Source organism: Streptomyces sp. NPDC002669 (genome assembly GCF_042889165.1).
GTDB lineage: Bacteria > Actinomycetota > Actinomycetes > Streptomycetales > Streptomycetaceae > Streptomyces.
On the sequence record NZ_JBIAQQ010000011.1, the window covers coordinates 183521 to 200518 of the forward strand.

13 protein-coding genes and 1 pseudogene are annotated in these 16998 nt (G+C 74.1%); 4 read left to right on the plus strand and 10 right to left on the minus strand.

Going from position 1 to position 16998, the window contains the following annotated elements; genetic code table 11:
- Window positions 1–86 precede the first annotated feature (86 nt).
- Window positions 87–2219 (minus strand): HelD family protein, encoded by a 2133-nt coding sequence (locus tag ACFYW1_RS18980; protein ID WP_388993861.1) that lies wholly within the window; start codon window positions 2217–2219, stop codon window positions 87–89.
- Between the two features lie 452 nt (window positions 2220–2671).
- On the opposite strand from ACFYW1_RS18980, the gene ACFYW1_RS18985 reads away from it, so the two are divergent.
- Both ACFYW1_RS18985 and ACFYW1_RS18990 read left to right on the plus strand, forming a co-directional pair.
- Complete coding sequence (locus tag ACFYW1_RS18985) at window positions 2672–3655, plus strand: pyridoxal-phosphate dependent enzyme (protein WP_388993863.1); 984 nt, start codon at window positions 2672–2674, stop codon at window positions 3653–3655.
- A gap of 251 nt (window positions 3656–3906) precedes the next feature.
- Window positions 3907–4098 carry a hypothetical protein gene (locus ACFYW1_RS18990; protein WP_388993866.1) on the plus strand — a complete coding sequence of 64 codons (192 nt, stop codon included), beginning with the start codon at window positions 3907–3909 and terminating at the stop codon, window positions 4096–4098.
- Between the two features lie 36 nt (window positions 4099–4134).
- Here the strand turns inward: ACFYW1_RS18990 and ACFYW1_RS18995 are convergent, their stop codons facing one another.
- Together ACFYW1_RS18995 and ACFYW1_RS19000 are read right to left on the minus strand one after the other, a co-directional pair.
- A complete protein-coding gene (locus tag ACFYW1_RS18995; RefSeq protein ID WP_388993869.1) occupies window positions 4135–5778 on the minus strand; it encodes a DNA repair helicase XPB in 1644 nt (547 codons plus the stop codon).
- A gap of 213 nt (window positions 5779–5991) precedes the next feature.
- Window positions 5992–8493 carry a helicase C-terminal domain-containing protein gene (locus tag ACFYW1_RS19000; protein WP_388993872.1) on the minus strand — a complete coding sequence of 834 codons (2502 nt, stop codon included), beginning with the start codon at window positions 8491–8493 and terminating at the stop codon, window positions 5992–5994.
- 172 nt (window positions 8494–8665) lie between these two features.
- Here ACFYW1_RS19000 and ACFYW1_RS19005 point away from each other — a divergent pair, with 172 nt between their 5' ends.
- On the plus strand, window positions 8666–9856 hold the full coding sequence (locus ACFYW1_RS19005) for a hypothetical protein (RefSeq protein WP_388993876.1): 1191 nt from the start codon (window positions 8666–8668) through the stop codon (window positions 9854–9856).
- 28 nt (window positions 9857–9884) lie between these two features.
- Here ACFYW1_RS19005 and ACFYW1_RS19010 read toward each other — a convergent pair whose 3' ends face one another.
- From ACFYW1_RS19010 to ACFYW1_RS19025, 4 genes are read right to left on the minus strand one after another with little or no spacing between them, the layout of a single operon-like run.
- Complete coding sequence (locus tag ACFYW1_RS19010; protein WP_388993879.1) at window positions 9885–10859, minus strand: ABC transporter substrate-binding protein; 975 nt, start codon at window positions 10857–10859, stop codon at window positions 9885–9887.
- Between the two features lie 47 nt (window positions 10860–10906).
- Complete coding sequence (locus ACFYW1_RS19015) at window positions 10907–11791, minus strand: ABC transporter ATP-binding protein (RefSeq protein WP_388993882.1); 885 nt, start codon at window positions 11789–11791, stop codon at window positions 10907–10909.
- The gene (locus ACFYW1_RS19020) at window positions 11788–12909 is read right to left on the minus strand and encodes a FecCD family ABC transporter permease (RefSeq protein ID WP_388993885.1); all 1122 of its coding nucleotides are present in this window, start codon (window positions 12907–12909) and stop codon (window positions 11788–11790) included. The genes ACFYW1_RS19015 and ACFYW1_RS19020 overlap by 4 nt, the downstream gene beginning before the upstream one ends.
- Window positions 12906–13916: a FecCD family ABC transporter permease gene (locus tag ACFYW1_RS19025; protein ID WP_388993888.1), complete on the minus strand. Its 1011-nt coding sequence runs from the start codon at window positions 13914–13916 to the stop codon at window positions 12906–12908. Before ACFYW1_RS19025 ends, ACFYW1_RS19020 begins: the two co-directional genes overlap by 4 nt.
- Before the next feature lie 162 nt (window positions 13917–14078).
- Here ACFYW1_RS19025 and ACFYW1_RS19030 point away from each other — a divergent pair, with 162 nt between their 5' ends.
- A complete protein-coding gene (locus ACFYW1_RS19030) occupies window positions 14079–14711 on the plus strand; it encodes an HAD family hydrolase (RefSeq protein ID WP_388993891.1) in 633 nt (210 codons plus the stop codon).
- Between the two features lie 42 nt (window positions 14712–14753).
- Here the strand turns inward: ACFYW1_RS19030 and ACFYW1_RS19035 are convergent, their stop codons facing one another.
- The 3 genes and pseudogenes from ACFYW1_RS19035 to ACFYW1_RS19045 form a co-directional block, all read right to left on the minus strand.
- The gene (locus ACFYW1_RS19035; protein ID WP_388993894.1) at window positions 14754–15641 is read right to left on the minus strand and encodes an alpha/beta fold hydrolase; all 888 of its coding nucleotides are present in this window, start codon (window positions 15639–15641) and stop codon (window positions 14754–14756) included.
- Between the two features lie 68 nt (window positions 15642–15709).
- On the minus strand, window positions 15710–15955 hold the full coding sequence (locus ACFYW1_RS19040; protein ID WP_388993897.1) for a DUF397 domain-containing protein: 246 nt from the start codon (window positions 15953–15955) through the stop codon (window positions 15710–15712).
- Window positions 15952–16809 (minus strand): annotated as a pseudogene (locus ACFYW1_RS19045) (Scr1 family TA system antitoxin-like transcriptional regulator). The gene ACFYW1_RS19040 and the pseudogene ACFYW1_RS19045 overlap by 4 nt, the downstream one beginning before the upstream one ends.
- Window positions 16810–16998: the final 189 nt, after the last annotated feature.

The window sequence follows — 16998 nt, forward strand, 5'->3', positions numbered from 1 at the left end:
ACGAGCCGCCGGAACGGGCGGGCCGGAGGCGCAAGGGCCGGGGCCGGGAGGCGCGAGCCCCGGCCCCGTACCCCTCGGGCCCCCGGTCAGACCCCCGGCGCCGCCAGCTGGTCCGGCAGTTCCGCCGAATGGACCACGGTCAGCCCCGACACCGCACGCGTCAGCGCCACGTACAGCCGGCGCAGCCCCGTGCGCTCGTCCGGCTCCCCGTCCACCACCGCGGCCGGCTCGTCCAGCACCACGTAGTCGTACTCCAGACCCTTCGCGAGCGAGGCCGGCACCAGCGTCAGCCGGGACTCGGCGCTCGTCTCCTCGCCCGGGGAGAGGTACGCGTGCCCCGCCGCGGTCAGGGCCTCGGCCAGCACCGGGATCCGGGCGTCGGCCGCGATCAGGCCGATCGAACCCTCCCGGGCCAGCGACACCTCGCACTCCGCGAGCACCGCCGCGTCCAGCTCCGCCGGATCGGCCACCCGCCGCACCTCCAGCGAACCCGGCGACTCGCGCACCGACTCCACCGCCGCCATGTCCGGCGAGATCACCGGCAGCAGCCGCGACGCGTACGCGATCACCTCGCGCGGCACGCGGAAGCCCGCCGTCAGCTCCTCCACCACCGCGTCCGGCTTGCCGAGGTGGTGCAGCGCCTGCGCCCAGCTCTCCGTCGACCACGGCGTGGTGCCCTGCGCGAGGTCGCCGAGCACCGTCGCCGAACCGGTCGTGCAGCGCCGGCCCACCGCCCGGTACTGCATGGGGGACAGGTCCTGCGCCTCGTCGAGCACGACGTGGCCGAGCGAGTGCGTGCGCGCCACCAGGTCGCCCGCCTCGTCGATCAGCACCGCGTCCGCCGCCGACCACTTCGCGGTCTTCACGCTCCGGGCGGGCTTCGGCCACAGGATCGTCTTCTGCTCGTCCTCGTCGAGCAGCCCCTCCGCGTGGGCGGCCAGGAACTCCGCGTCCGACAGCAGCCGCAGCACCAGCTTGGCGGGGTCGACGACCGGCCAGATCGCCTTCACGGCCGCCTTCACCGCGGGATTGCGGGCCACCGCGTTCTGCACCCGGTCGTCGGGGGCCTCGCCCGCCTCCTCCATCCGGACCAGGACGGCGTGCGCGATGCGCTGCGGAAGCGCCTCGTGGGCGGCCCCGTAGCGCATGTCGCGGGCCAGGAGCTCGTTCACGATCTCCTCCAGCTCGTACGCCGGAATCCGCCAGCGCCGCGAGCCGCGCACGACCACGACCGGCTCCGTCGGCGGCGTCACGTGCGAACGGACCGCCCGCCGCAGCACCTCGGCCATCCTGGCGTCGCCCTTGACGACGGCGGCGTCCGCCGGGTCCGTGCCGCGCACCTCGACGCCCGCCGTCGCCACCAGGTCGTCGACGGTCGCCTGCTTCACCTCCAGCTCGCCGAGCGCGGGCAGCACCTGCTCGATGTAGTGCAGGAACGACCGGTTCGGCCCGATGACCAGCGTGCCGGTACGGGCCAGCCGCTCGCGGTGCGCGTACAGCAGGTACGCGACCCGGTGCAGGCCGACGGCCGTCTTCCCGGTACCGGGACCCCCCTGCACGCACACCGTCCCGCCGAGCCCGCTGCGGACGATCTCGTCCTGCTCGGGCTGGATCGTCGCGACGATGTCCCGCATCGGGCCGACACGCGGACGCTCGATCTCCGCCTGGAGGAGCTTGCTGGTCTGCTCGGCCTCCGAGGGATCGGTGAGGTGCTCGTCCTCGTACGCGGTCAGCTCGCCGCCGGTGTAACCGAAGCGGCGGCGCTGCCCGACGTCCTGCGGGTCCTTCCGGGAGGCCCGGTAGAACGGCTGCGAGACCGGCGCGCGCCAGTCGATGACCATCGGGTCGCCGTCGGAGTCGTGGACGTGGCGCCGCCCGATGTAGAACCGGCCCTCCCGTCGCCCACCACCGCCCTTGTCCGAGGCGCTGCGCGCCGCCCCTTCGGATGCACCCTCGGCCAGATCGCCTCCGACCCGGTGCAGATAGTCCAGGCGGCCGAAGAAGAGGGGAGTGTGGGAGAGGTCGGCGAGCGACTTGATGCGCTCGTCGATCTGGGCCTGCAGGACGGCCGCGTTGACCCAGTTCGCGGTGACGTCGCGGATGTCGAGGGCCTGGGCGTCCTCGCGCATCGCGCGCAGCGCGGAGCGGGACGCGGCGAGATGGGCGCGTTCGCGAGCCAGGGGATCGGTGGTGTCGCTTTCGAGTTCGTGCGCGGGCACGGTGTTGCCTCCGGCTTTTCGACGCAGGACGGCGGACCGCACCCCGCCCCGGGCGACACCCGGGAACGATGTGATGCGGTCCGCTCGGGAATCGATCACGGGTGCGCACAGCGGGTGTGCGCACGGCTGCCGGCCGGTTTCCGTCCGGTCGGCGGCGCTCCCCCGGCTGCCGGCACGGACCCTCACGGGCCGCCGGTACCACGGTGCGGGAGGCGGGCAGACCGGCGATTGTATCCACCGGGCCGGGTTCGGGCCAACGGATATCGCCCGGGGCGGCACCGCGCCCGCCCCGGGCCGGGGCCGTGCCGCCCGGGGCGCGGCGTAGGGTGATCGGACCGCCGCCCGACCGGTCCCGTCGTGCGCGGAGCCGGTGCCGTGCGGGTGCCGTCCCTCCGCCACGGACGGCACGATCCTTGGTCGTCGCGGCTCGGACCGGGTGAGGGGGAGCGAAGATGCTGATCACTGTCGCAGAGGTGGAAGCCGCGGCCGAGCGGATCGCGGGGCATGTCGTACGGACCCCGACGGTGCCGAGCCCCGGGCTTTCCGACTTCCTGGGCGCACCGGTCACCGTGAAACTGGAACTCCTCCAGCGCACCGGCTCCTTCAAGGCACGGGGCGCGACGGCGAAGCTGCTCGCGCTCGGCGAGGCCGAGCGCGCCGCCGGTGTGGTGGCGGTGAGCGGCGGCAACCACGGCATCGCGACCGCGGTCATGGCCGGCGCGCTGGGCATCGGGGCGACCGTCGTCATGCCGCGCTCCGCCCCGGACCGCGCCGTGGCCGTCGCCGAGGCCGCCGGGGCGAACGTCGTCCTCGCCGACACCATGGACGAGGCGTTCGCCCTCGTGGACGCGTTCCGGGCCAAGGGCCTCGCCCTCGTCCACCCCTTCGACGACCCGGTCGTCATCGCCGCCCAGGGCACCGTCGGCCTGGAGTTCGCGCAGGACGCCGGGGAGCTGACCGACGTACTCGTCAGCATCGGCGGCGGGGGACTGATCTCCGGCGTCGCCGCCGCGCTGCACGAGCTCCGTCCCGGGGTACGGGTCTGGGGCGTGGAGACCGAGGGTGCGCGGGCGATGTCGGAGGCCCTGGCCTCCGGCGGGCCGGTGCCGGTCGAACTGTCCTCGGTCGTCTCGACGCTGAGCGCCCCCAGCGCCTCACCACTCACCTACGAGCACGTCTCGGCGCTGGTCACCGACGTGCTCACGGTGAGCGACGCGGAGGCCGTACGGGGCACCCTCGACCTGGCCGACCACGCGAAGGTCTGGGCCGAGCCGGCCGCCGGATGCCTGCTGCCCGCGGCGCGCCGGGTGCTGGAGCGCGTCGGCGGGGACGCGAGGCTGGGCCTGGTGGTCTGCGGCGGCAACGCGACGACCGCCGACGTGGCCGCCTGGGCCGACCGCTTCGGACTGTGCCGGCCCCTCCCCGAGCGCCCCTGACCTCTCCCCGGGGTACCCCCGACGTCTCCCCGACTGCCCCGTGGCCCCGCGTTCTTGGGCATTTCCCGGCACTTTCCGGCGTTCCCGGGCATCCCGCCCGATCCGCCGGTCCACCCCCCGGTCCACCCACCCGCCCACCCGCGGGTCCATCCCGTAGGGGACGGCATGCGACCGGAGGTCTACACGGGTCGTGCGCCGGTTCAATCCACGGGCCGATGCCCGCGGGGGCCCGGCGCAGGACCATGGAACACATGAGCACCGTCACCCTGAACCCCCGCAGGACCGGCCCCGCGCACGGCGCGACCGCGGTCACCGGTCACCACCGCACCCACCGCGTCGGCGACGCGGCGCGCGCCGTCAAGGTCTTCGTCCGCGCCGCGTTCGGCGTGGTCGTGCTCGGCGAGTACGCCGAGGAAGCGGGCATACGCCGCCGCTCCCACTGAGCACGCGGACCGCTTCCCCGTGCGCCGGTTACCGCCTCAGCTCCCGGACAGCAGCTCGTCCGCGTCGACGATCCGGTACGCGTACCCCTGCTCGGCCAGGAACCGCTGGCGGTGCGCCGCGAAGTCCTGGTCGATCGTGTCGCGGGCGACCACCGAGTAGAACCGCGCCTCGTGCCCGTCGGCCTTCGGCCGCAGCACCCGGCCGAGCCGCTGCGCCTCCTCCTGGCGCGAGCCGAACGTCCCCGACACCTGGATGGCGACGGTCGCCTCCGGCAGGTCGATGGAGAAGTTCGCGACCTTCGACACCACCAGCACGCCGATCTCGCCCGACCGGAACGCGTCGAAGAGCTTCTCGCGCTGGGCATTGCTCGTCTCGCCCTTGATCACCGGGGCGTCCAGGTGCTCGCCCAGCTCGTCGAGCTGGTCGATGTACTGCCCGATGACCAGGGTCTGTTCGCCCCGGTGCCTGCGCACCAGGGCCTCCGTCACCTTCCGTTTCGTCGCGGTCGTCGCACAGAACCGGTACTTCTCCTCGGCCTCGGCGGTCGCGTACGCGAGACGTTCCGAGTCCGTCAGATTGACCCGCACCTCGACGCAGTCGGCCGGCGCGATGTAGCCCTGCGCCTCGATCTCCTTCCACGGGGCGTCGAACCGCTTGGGCCCGATCAGGGAGAAGACGTCCGACTCCCGGCCGTCCTCGCGCACCAGCGTCGCGGTGAGGCCGAGGCGCCGCCGGGCCTGGAGGTCGGCGGTGAACTTGAAGACGGGCGCGGGCAGCAGGTGCACCTCGTCGTAGATCACCAGCCCCCAGTCCCGCGAGTCGAACAGCTCCAGGTGCGGGTAGACGCCCTTCCGGCGGGTCGTCAGCACCTGGTACGTGGCGATGGTGACCGGCCGGATCTCCTTGCGGGTGCCGCTGTACTCGCCGATCTCGTCCTCGGTCAGCGAGGTCCGCTTCACCAGCTCGTGCTTCCACTGCCGGGCCGAGACGGTGTTGGTCACCAGGATCAGCGTGGTCGCCTTGGCCCGGTCCATCGCCCCGGCCCCGACCAGGGTCTTCCCCGCGCCGCAGGGCAGCACGACCACACCCGAACCGCCGTGCCAGAACCCCTCGACGGCCTGCTTCTGGTACGGGCGCAGCGTCCAGCCGTCCTCGACCAGGTCGATGCGGTGCGCCTCGCCGTCCACGTAACCGGCGAGGTCCTCGGCGGGCCAGCCCAGCTTCAGCAGGGTCTGCTTGACCTGTCCGCGCTCGGACGGGTGCACGGCCACGGTGTCCGCGTCGATCCGCGCCCCGACCAGCGGCTGCACCTTCTTCGAGCGCAGCACCTCCTCCAGCACGGGCCGGTCGGTGGAGGTCAGCACCAGGCCGTGCACCGGATGCTTGGAGAGCGTGAGGCGGCCGTACCTGGCCATCGTCTCGGCGATGTCGACGAGCAGCGCGTGCGGAACGGGATACCGCGAGTACTGCACGAGCGCGTCGACCACCTGCTCGGCGTCGTGCCCGGCGGCCCGTGCGTTCCACAGCCCGAGCGGGGTCAGCCGGTAGGTGTGGATGTGCTCGGGCGCGCGCTCCAGCTCGGCGAAGGGCGCGATGGCACGACGGCAGGCGTCGGCCTGGTCGTGATCGACTTCGAGAAGCAGTGTCTTGTCGCTCTGGACGATGAGAGGTCCGGTCACGCGCGGCCCTTTCTGCTGCGGGGACGGCCGGGAACAGCCGGGACGACCGGCAACGGCCAAACGTCCAGTGTGCCGCATGAAGGGGACATGGCGCGTGTGTCGTCGCGCACGGCCCGCCCCGGTCGCCGGGCGGGACGGGCCGCAGGGCCGGGGCGGGCGCCGAGGGCACGACGGCCGCCGGTCCCGGCGCCCGTACCGGTTGCGGACCGGTGCTCAGGCCGTGGCGTCGTCGGCGAGCTCGGCGACCCCGGTGATCCGGTGCAGGGGGTACGTGCGGATCTCGTCCGCCGTGTGGTCGTACGCCGTGACGAAGCCGCCCTCGACCCGGACCGGGGCGATGACGCGCTGGCTGGCCGCGCCGTCCGCGTTGACGTAGCCGATCCAGAGCGCCGAGCCGGTCATGGCCGCGGCCTGGACGGTGGCGAGGGTCTCGGCGGAGGTCGTGCGGGGCAGCGAGCCGGACGGGGCGGCGGTGGTGTCGGAGGCCGTGGCGGTGTCCTTGCGGGCCACCGTGGCGGCGGTGTCCCCGGCGCGGATCGCCCGGACCGCCGCGCCGAGCAGGGTGCCGTCCGGTACCGGCGGGCCCTCGGGGACGGGGACGGGGGGTGTGCGGGGAGGGGTGCGGCGGGCGCCCGCGCGGGTGATCAGGACGTCGCCGTCGGCGGACTCGGCGGCCGGGGCGTACCCCATCTCGCGCAGCCCGTCGAGCAGGGACGCGGGGTCGACCTGGGCGGCCAGGGCCGTCGGCGCGAGACGGCGCAGGCGCAGGGTGACCGAACGCCGGTCGGCGAGGATCTCGTTCAGCACGGCCTCGTCGTCGCAGCGCACGTACGAGGAGGCGGCACCGATCCGCAGGTGGCCGTGGCGGCGGGCGACGTCGTCGATGAGGTAGCTGAGCGGCTGCGGGACCGGTGTGCGGCTGTGGGCGGCGAGGAACGCGTGCAGGTCGGCCGCCGACTGCCCGGCGTCCAGGGCGCGGCGCACGGACCCGGGGGTGAACCGGTAGACCGTCGCGCCGCCCTTCGACTCGATGTCCGCGAGGGCGGAGAGCATGTCGGCCAGGGGGCGTTCCAGCGGGCCGGGGGCGACGGCCGTGAGGTCGGCCTGGAGCAGGACGTGGTCCAGCGGCTCCGGGATCAGGGGCGCGAGCAGCGCGGCGGCCTCGGCGGGCCCGGAGCCGAGCAGGGCGCGGGTGTGCGCGGCGAGCGCCCCGCGGCCGGTGATGCCGAGGAGTTCGGACTCGTTGAGCGTCCACAGCGCGATGCGCGACCGCAGGTCCGAGCCCCCTTCCGGCGCTCCTGCCGCTGCGGCGGCCCCGGCGCCGCGCAGGGGGCGTTCCCAGCGGAGCCGGGCGAGCACGGTCTCCGGATCGGGGGCGGTGCCCGGTTCGAGGGCGGCGAGGAGCGCGAGGACCCGGTGGCGCACCTCGGGGGCGGCGGAGCGGTCGAGTTCGGGGCCGAGCGCGGACAGGACCCGGCCCTTGGCGTCCTGCCCGCCGATCAGCCCGGGGGTGCGGGTGGCGGCGAGCCAGGCGGTGGCGAGCGCCACCCACCGTTCCTGGGCGGGGAGTTCGGCCCAGTCGTCGTACGCGGGCGTCGGGGCGTACCGCTCGTCGGCCTCCCCGTCGGAGGCCAGCAGCCCGGCCGCGTAGGCGGTCTCGGCCCAGAACGCGGCGACCGGTTCGGGGACTTCGAGGGCGGCGGCCGTCCGCTTCAGGTCCCGGACGCCGAGCCCGCCGGCGCGCAGTATCGGGGGGCCGCCGCCGTCCCAGTTCTTCAGCAGCTCCTCGACGGTGCTCACCGCCAGGAACGCCTGCCCGGCCGCGGCGCTGTCCACAGCCTGTGGATCGCGCCGGGCGACCGCCTCCACGGCCGGTGGGCGCGGTTCCGGCACGCGGTGGGCGCGGCCGGCCCGCAGGTGCAGGGCGGCCTCGCGGGGCAGTACCACGGTGCGGGTCGACACGGGCAGCAGCAGCCCCCGGTCGCGCAGCCACCGCACGGGCGGGGTGGGGTTCGGGGTGATCTCCCCGTACGGCGGTCCCCACACCAGCCGGTCCAGTACGGACAGGGCCTCGGCGGGGGCGGTGTCCAGCAGCTCGGCCATCCGGGTCCGGTCGGTGAACAGCCCGGCCAGGGACGCCACGGCGGAGACCGGGTCGTGGGTGGCGGGCAGCCCGGCGGCGGCCAGGATCTCCTGGAGGCGGCCGGGGGACATCCCCGAGGTCGCCTCGGCGACGGTCGGCCCGAGGCCGGTGGGGGAGGGGTGCTGCGGGGACGGGGCGAGGAGTTCGCGCGCGGTGCGCACCAGGCGCAGCCGGTCGTCCTCCCCCCAGACCAGGGCCTGCTCGCGCAGGGCGGCCAGAGCGCCGGGCAGCGCGTCCGTGATCACCGCTTCCGCGTCGTCACCGCTCCGGTTGTCGCCGTCCGGGCCGGTGCCGTCGTGGCCGTCGCCGGTGAGCAGGCCGAGCAGCGTCTCGTACGGGGCGGGGTCGGGCGCCACCGCGAGGGCCTCGGCGGTCTGCAGGGTGAACTTGTCGAGGTGTTCCAGCGCGCGTACGACGGAGGCGCGGGTGCCGGCTCTCGTCGCGAGCTGGGTGATGTCGCCCGGAACGGGGCTGAGGAGGTCGGGACGGGCACGCAGCAGCCCGGCCAACGATTCGTCGTCCCGGGCACGGAGGGCTTCGGCGAGCGTCCGCGGTGGTGTGGTCATCCCCATCCGCCCCACGGTAGCCCCCATCCGCCCCGGGAAGGCCGCCATCCGCTCCGGGGCGGAGGGCCGTCCGGCACCGGCCGCGCCGCGGCGGACGCCGGGGCAGGCCCCAGGACGGTCGTTCGGGGCGGGGCCGGGGCGCTACCTTCGGTGCAGGGCGGCAGAGGGGAATCGACGCGTGGGGATCGAGAGCGACCAGCTGGTCTACGACTACCTGAGCCGGGTCGGGGACCTGGCCCAGCAGCAACAGCTGTCCTCGGGCGCCCGGATGAGGCTCGTCTCCGAGCTCCGGGGCGAGATCGACCGGCAGCGCGGGAAGCAGTCCGCGGACTCCCCGGCGGCGGTCCGCCGCATCATCGGGAAGCTCGGCACGCCGGACGAACTGGTCGCCGCGGCGGCCGCGGCGGCGGGCGGCACGGACGACGGCGGGGACGAACCCCCGCAACCGGAACGGCCGACGCGCACGCCGAGAAGAAGTACGCCGACGGACGCGGCGGAGGAGACGGACGCGGCGGAGGAGACGGGGAAGGCCGGGACAGAACCCGCCGTGCCCCGTCCGCGTACCCCCCTCAACCCGCGCGCGTCGCTCAAGGAAGTGCTCCGGAAGGCCGGTTCCGGCCGGGCCGCGCCGCGGTCCCGGGCGGAGGAGTCCGGCCCCGGCCCGGAGCCCGGCGCCCCCTCCGGGCCGGTGCCCTCGCCGCCGCACCGGGCCGGTACGGACGAGCTGGGGCCGTCCGGGAGCGACCCCGACTGGTGGCGGATCGAGTCGCGCCCGTTCGGCGACGGCGTCGACGTGCCGGGGTTCGTCGGCGGGGTCGAGATCCCGGCCATGCTGAGGCCGCCCTCGTCGAAGGACGCGGTGCCGGCCCCGCGCACGGGCGCGGACGACGCGGACGACGTACCCGACGACGGGGCGCCGGACGGGGACGAGGCGCCCGAGGCGGACGCGGCACCCCGAAAGCGCCGCCGCATCCCCGGGCTCCGCCGTCGGACCCGCGACGCCCCTCGCGAGGAAGGGACGAGCGGCCGCGGCTTCTCGCACCCCCTGCTGCTGCTCGCCGCCGTGCTGCTGGTCGTCGGCGCCGCCCTGGGCAACTGGCTCGCCCTGGCGGGCGGCTGGCTGATCGCGTACAGCTCGCGCACGCTGTCCCGCACGGAGGCGAAGTGGGCCGCGATGGGGCTGCCGGGCGTGGTCGTGGCGGGCGCCGTGATCTGGCTCTGGGGCCGTACCGAGGGCCGCTGGGGCGAACCCGTCCCGCAGGGCGGGCTGGGGGACGTGCTGGGCGGTATGTGGCCGGTGGTGATCCGTACGGCCGCGCTGGCCTCGGCGGCGTTCCTGGTGTGGCGGGCGCGGCGGCGGGCGGAGTAGGGCGGGAGCGTCCCCCCGCCCGCTCCGCCTACTTCGTCAGGTCCGCCTGGAGCTCGTCGAGGATCTTGCCCGCGGCCGTGTAGCCGATGCCCGCGATCCACAGGCGGTCGTCGACCTCGAAGACCTTGCCGTTCCTGGACGCCTTCAGCCCCTTCCACAGGCCGCTGTTCATCGTCCTGGTCGTCCCCGCCTTGCCCGGGTCGCCGTAGGTGGACGTGAAGACGACGTCCGCGTCCGCGAGGTCGATCTTCTCCGGGGACACGTCGTACGAGAAGCCGTCCTTGGCCTTGTCGGTGATCGCGGGGCGGCCCAGGCCCAGGTCGGCGAGGATCGAGCCGATGTAGTTCTGCTTGCCGTAGATGCGGATGTCGGCGCCCTCGACGAAGCGGACGAAGTTGACCTCCGTCTTTGCCGCCTTCTCCTTCCCGCCGATCGCCTCGGTCACCTTCGCGACGTGGGCGTCGTACTCGGCGAGGACCTTCTTCGCCTCGGCCTGCTTGCCGAGCGCCTCCGCGTGCAGCTGGAAGTTCTCCTTCCAGGCCGTTCCGGTGGACTCCGTCATCACGGTGGGGGCGATCTTGCTGAGCTGCTCGTAGCGGTCGCCGTCCCGGACCTTGCTGGTGAGGATCAGATCCGGCTTCAGCGAGGCGACGGTCTCCAGGTTGGGGTTGGCGATCTCGCCGACCTCCTCGATGTCCTTCGTCCGGTTCCCGGGCAGGTAGGACGGGAAGCCGTCCTCCGTCGCCGCGTGCGTCCCGCCGACGGGCTGCACGCCGAGGCTGAGCGCGGAGTCCAGTTCGCCGGTGTCGAGGACCACGACGCGCTTCGGGGCCACCGGGACCTCGACGTCGCCCATCGCCGTCTTGACGGTGTGCTTCCCGGCCGCCCCGGCGCCGGAGCCGTCGCCGCCGGAGTCCGAGGAACCGCAGGCGCCGAGCGTGAGCGCGCCGGTCAGGGCGAGGGCGCCGAGGACGAGGCCGCGGCGACGGACGGTGAGGGACATGGGCTGCCTTTCGTCGGGGTCGGAATGCCGGTCACGGATGCGCGGGCTCACGACGCCGGAGCCGGAGCGGCCTGCCAGGGAGCCCCCGGCACCACCAGCGGCGAACCCGTCACCGGGTCCGGGACGATCACCGCGTCCAGGCCGAAGACCTCGTGCACGAGCTCGGCCGTGACGACGTCCTCCGGGCGGCCCTCGGCGACGATCCGGCCCGCCTTCATGGCGACCAGGTGGTCCGCGTAACGGGCGGCCTGGTTGAGGTCGTGGAGCACGGTGACGACGGTCCGGCCGCGGGTGCCGTCCGCCGCCGGGGCGGTGAGCCGGCGCACCAGGTCCAGGACCTCCACCTGGTGCGCGATGTCGAGGTACGTGGTCGGCTCGTCGAGCAGCAGCAGATCGGTCTCCTGGGCGAGCGCCATCGCGATCCAGACCCGCTGGCGCTGCCCGCCGGACAGCTCGTCCACCGAACGGTCGCCGAGCGCGGAGACGTCCGTGCGCTCCATCGCCTCCGTCACCGCCCGCTCGTCCTCGTCCGACCACTGCTGCCACCAGTGCTGGTGCGGCTGCCGGCCGCGGGCGACGAGGTCGGAGACGGTGATCGCCTCCGGCGCCACCGGGGTCTGCGGCAGCAGCCCGATCGACTGGGCGATCTTCCGCGTGGGGATCTTCGACAGCTCGGTGCCGTCGAGGAGCACCGACCCGCCGCGCGGCTTGAGCAGCCGGCCCAGCGCGCGCAGGGTGGTCGACTTGCCGCAGGCGTTCGGGCCGACGATGACGGTGACCTGCCCGTCCGGCACGGTGAGGTCCAGCTCGTGGACGACGGTGCGGCCCTCGTACGAGAGCGTCAGCCCCCGCGCGGCGAGCCGGCCGGTCGCGGGCGCTTCGGCCCCCGCCCCCGTCCCGGCCCCGGCCTCGGACGTACGGGTCGAACTCATGCGGTGCCTCCCTTGCGGCCGCGACCGCCGTCCCGCCCGCGGACGATCAGCCAGATCAGGTACGGGGCGCCGACCGCCGCCGTCAGGACGCCCACCGGCAGTTCGGTGGGCGAGAAGAGCTTGCGCGCGAGCAGGTCGGCGAAGACCACGATCACCGCGCCGAGCAGGGCCGAGCACAGCAGCGGGATCTGCGCGGTGCGGGTCGTCCGGCGGGCGATCTGCGGGGCGAGCAGGGCCACGAAGTCGACCGGCCCGGCCGTGCCGGTCGCCACGGACGCCAGGACCACACCGATGGCGACGAGCCCGAGCCGCACCTGCCCGAGCCGCACGCCGAGCGCGGTCGCGGTGTCGTCGTCCAGCGAGACGGTGCGCTGCGCGCGGGCCGCCCACAGCACGGCGGGCAGCAGGAGCAGCAGCGTCCAGGCGAGCGGCGTCGCCTGGTCCCAGCCGCGGCCGTTGAGCGAGCCGGTCATCCAGATCTTGGCCTGCTGGGCGACCAGGTAGTCGCCCTTCGTCAGGAACAGGGTGGTGACCGACCGCAGCGCGATCGCGAAGCCGATGCCGATGAGGACGAAACGGGCCGCGTGCAGGCCGCCGCGCCAGGCGAAGACGTACACGAGCGCCGCCGCGGCCACCCCGCCGATGACGGACAGGTACGGCAGGACGGTGTACGAGGTGATGCCGAAGGTCATCGCGCCGACCGTGAGCGCGCTCGCGCCCTGGCTGATGCCGATGATGTCGGGGCTCGCGAGGGGGTTGCGGGCGACGGTCTGGATCAGCGCGCCGGCGATCCCGAACGCCACGCCGACCAGCAGCCCCGTGACCATCCGCGGCAGCCGCAGCGTGCCGACGACCAGCTCGTCCGGGGACGGCTGCCCCAGGATCACCTTCACGACCTCGCCGGGCGCCACGAAGCTCTCCCCGACGCAGAGGTACGCGACACAGACCGCGGCCAGCAGGACGGCCAGGGCGACGGCCACGAGGGCCGCCCGGCGGTGCAGCAGGAACCGGCCCCGCGCCCCGATCCGTACGACCCCGTACCCGGCGGGCCGCACCCGCACCGCAGCTTCCGTTCCCCTCGCCGTCTTCGGACCGATGGTCCTCGTACCGGTGCTCATGCGGGCACCGCCTTCCGGCGTACCAGGGCGACCAGGAACGGAACGCCGATCAGGGCCGTCATCACGCCCGCCGGGACCTCGCTCGGCGGGAACAGGACCCGGCCGACGACATCGGAGACGAGCAGCATCACGGGCCCGATCAGCGCGGCCATCGGCAGCACCCAGCGGTGGTCGGAGCCGACGACCGCGCGGGCGATGTGCGGGACGGCGAGCCCGATGAACGCGATCGGCCCGGCCGCCGCGACACCGGCACCGGTCAGCACCGTGGCCCCGATGCCGCCGACGATCCGTACCGTGGCGACCTTCTGCCCCAGGCCCTTCGCCAGGTCCTCGCCGAGCGCCAGCGCGTCGAGCCCGCGCGCCACGGACAGCACGAGGACCGTCCCGAGCAGCATGAACGGCCAGGTCTGCTGGACGACGTCGGCCTCCCGCCCGCCGAGCGAGCCGACCTGCCAGAAGCGGAACTCGTCCAGCGCGGACGCCTTGGTCGTCAGCACCGCCGAGGTCACCGAGACCAGCAGCGCGTTGATCGCGGCGCCGCCCAGGGCGAGCTTCACGGGGGTGGCGCCCCCGCGCCCGCTCGACGCGATGGCGTACACGGCGACGGAGGCGATCGCCGCCCCCACGAACCCGAACCACACGTATCCGGTCAGGGTGTGGACACCGGCGTACGCGATGGCCAGCACCACGCCCACCGACGCGCCCTGGCTGATGCCGAGGATGCCGGGGTCGGCGATGGGGTTGCGGGTGATGCCCTGGAGCACCGTGCCCGCGAGCGCCAGCGCGGCGCCCACCATCAGGCCGATCAGGGTGCGCGGCACGCGCAGGTTGCGGACGACTTCGGCGTTGTCGGAGTGCCCGCCGTTCAGGAGGGCGTCGAACACCTCGGACGGGGGTATGGAACGGGCCCCCACGGCGAGGCTGAGGAGTATCGCCACCAGCAGCGCCGCGACGGCCGCCGCCGTCGCGAGTGCGCGTCTGGAGCGGCGTGGTGCGGCGGCTGACATCGGACCCAATCGAGAGCGAAGCAAAGTTAGGCTTGGCTAAGTCTAAGCACCGCCGATTTCGAGCCACAGCCCCCTGCCGGGACAAACGCGCCCCCGCCCCCGAACCGGCCACCGTCCCCGCCCCTGTGCCCGGCCCCCCGCTCTCGGCCCCGCCCCGCGACAATGGATGCCATGCCTTCGCACCCCTTCCCCCTGACGGTCGGCTTCGACCTGGACATGACGCTCATCGACACCCGGCCCGGGATCAAGGCCGCCTACCTGGCGCTCTCCGCCGAGACGGGGACGCCGATCGACGCGGACCTGGTGGTGAGCAGGCTCGGTCCGCCGGTCGACGAGGAACTGCGGAACTGGTTCCCGGCGGAGGCGGTGGCCGCCACCGCCGACCGCTACCGGGAGATCTACCCCGCCCACGCCATCACCCCGAGCCCCGCCCTGCCGGGGGCCCGGGAGTCGATCGAGGCGATACGCGCACGGGGCGGCCGGACGATCGTCGTCACGGCCAAGCACCGGCCGAGCGCGGAACTCCACATGAAGCACCTCGGCATCGAACCCGACGCGGTCATCGGCGGTCTGTGGGCGGAGGCCAAGGGCCGCGCGCTGCGCGAGCACGCGGCCGGCGTCTATGTGGGCGACCACACCGGCGACGTACGCGGGGCCCGCACGGCAGGCGCCCTGTCGGTCGCGGTCACCACGGGCCCGTGCGACGCGGACGAGCTCCGGAAGGCGGGAGCGGACGTCGTCCTGTCGTCCCTGACGGAGTTCCCGGCCTGGCTGGAGACGTACACGGCGGCGTGACCCGCGGGCGGGAGCGGGCCGCGGCCGCTCGGCCACAACCGCTCAGACGCGGCCGGTGTGGGCCTCGATGGCGTCGTGGAGCGCGGGCCACAGCTCGCGGGGGCGGTCGTGCCCCATGTCGGGGACCAGCAGGAGTTCCGCCCCGGGCACGAGGGCCGCGGTGCGTTCCCCGCCGCTGGGGGCGATCAACGTGTCGTCCAGGCCGTGGATCACCAGGGTCGGCACCCGGAGCTCCCGGAGTGCGGAGGCGCGTGAACCGCCGAGGAGCATCGCCCCGAGCTGACGCCCCGCCCCGGCCGGGCAGTACGCGCGGTCGTAGCTCCGGGCGGCCAGCTCGCGGAGGGCCGCGGGGTCGCCGTAGCGCCTGGAGGCCCAGACCAGGTCCCGCTCCGCCGCCGCGACGTACCCCTCGCGGTCCGACGGCTTCGGACCGGAGATCACCGCCTGGGCCTCGGGGCTGGACCGGCCGTACTCGGGTTCGCCGGTCGTGGACATCATCGACGTCAGGGTCAGCACCCGGTCCGGCCGGGCGATGGCCATCAGCTGCGCGAGCACCCCGCCCATCGAGGACCCGACCACATGGGCCCGCTCGATCCCGAGCGCGGTGAGCAGGCCGAGCCCGTCGTCGGCCATGTCCTGGAGCGTGTAGGGCACCATCGCGAGCGCGGCCGGAACGTCCCCCGACTCCACGGCGGCGATGAGCCGACCCGTGTCGACGGGATGGCCGTCGAACTTGGTGGACAGCCCGCAGTCGCGGTTGTCGTACCGGATCACATGACGACCGCGCCCCGCGAGCGCCCGGCAGAAGTCCTCGTGCCAGGCGATCAGCTGGGCCCCGAAACCCGACACGAGCAGAACGGGCGGGTCGGCGGGGTCACCGAAGGTCTCGTACGCGATGGACATTCCGGGCGAGACTTCGACGATCGGCATGCCCGCATTGTCCCAGCACCCACCGCCGGAGGGCACCTCCATTACCGGCAGCACCCGCGGGGCCGGGGTCAGCCCCGCTGTGCGGACGAGACGAAAGCCGCCCAGGCGCCGGGCGCGACATCGAAGTGCGGTCCCGGGACGTTCTTGGAGTCGCGGACGTGGACGGCGGTGGGGCAGGCCGCGACCTCGACGCACTCGCCGCCCTCGCCGTCGCTGTAGCTGCTCCTGAACCAGTCGTAGGCGACCTCGACGCACTCGCCGCCCTCGCCGCTGCTGTAGCTGCTCTTGAACCAGCGCAGTCGCTCGATGCTCATCGCTCTCCCCGCATCTTCTCGATCAGCGTCAAGGACTCCCGGTTGGTGAGAGCCTGCGATCGCATATTCCCATACCGCTCGCTGAAGACCCGGCCCTCGTCCGGGTCCGTGATCAGGCGCGGATGCCCGTACGTCTCCGTGTACGCCACTTCCTGGTGCCCCTTGGGGATGAGCATGGTGAACGACGTGTCCAGGCTGGGGTGTTCCTCGCTGTCCGTCGGCATGACCTGGAGCGGGACGGCGCGCAACCGTCCGATCTCCAGCAGCCGCGACAACTGCCTCCGGTGGGCGGCGCGCCCGCCGATCGGCCGCTGCAGAACGACTTACTCCAGCACGTAGGTCATGGTCGGGGGCGGCCAGCGCTCGAAGATCTTCTGCCGGTCGAGCCGGTCGGCGACCCGCTTCTCGATGGTCTCCTCGTCCAGCAGCGGACGCCGCTGGGCGAACAGGGCGCGTGCGTAGTCCTCGGTCTGGAGCAGGCCGGGGACCGCCTGGTTGCTGTAGTAGTGCAGCGCCACCGCGCCCGCCTCCATCTGGGCGAAGCCGCGGAACCAGCCCGGGTGCCGGGTCCGCGTCTTCGCCAGGGCTTCCCGGGCCTCGTCGGCCGCCGCCCGCAACACCCCTCCGGCGTCCAGCACCGGGTCGGCCCGGACCAGGAAGTCGGGCTGGGGCGTCCGCACGCCCCGTTCCATCGCGGAGATCAGGTCCTCCCCGCAGTGCGTCGCGAGGCCCAGTTCCTTCTGGCTCATGCCCGCGCGCTCGCGCAGGACCTTGATCTGTTTGCCCAGCGCCCTGAAAAGGTGCGCCGTTCCGTCCGATTCGGCCGGCCGCTCCGGCCGTTCCTCGTTCGTCATCCGCCCCGTACCGCTCTCTGCTCGCCCGGTCACGGCCCGCCAACCCGCACAACCGCCGGGCGGGCCCGTGCGGTTACGTGGGGCCATGGCGTCATAACCGGCCAGGCTACGAGCCGTTGGACGCTCCGAGTCCCATGAACGCCGAAATCGCCCTTACGGGTGCCGGGGCCCGGAACCGCGGTCCCGCTC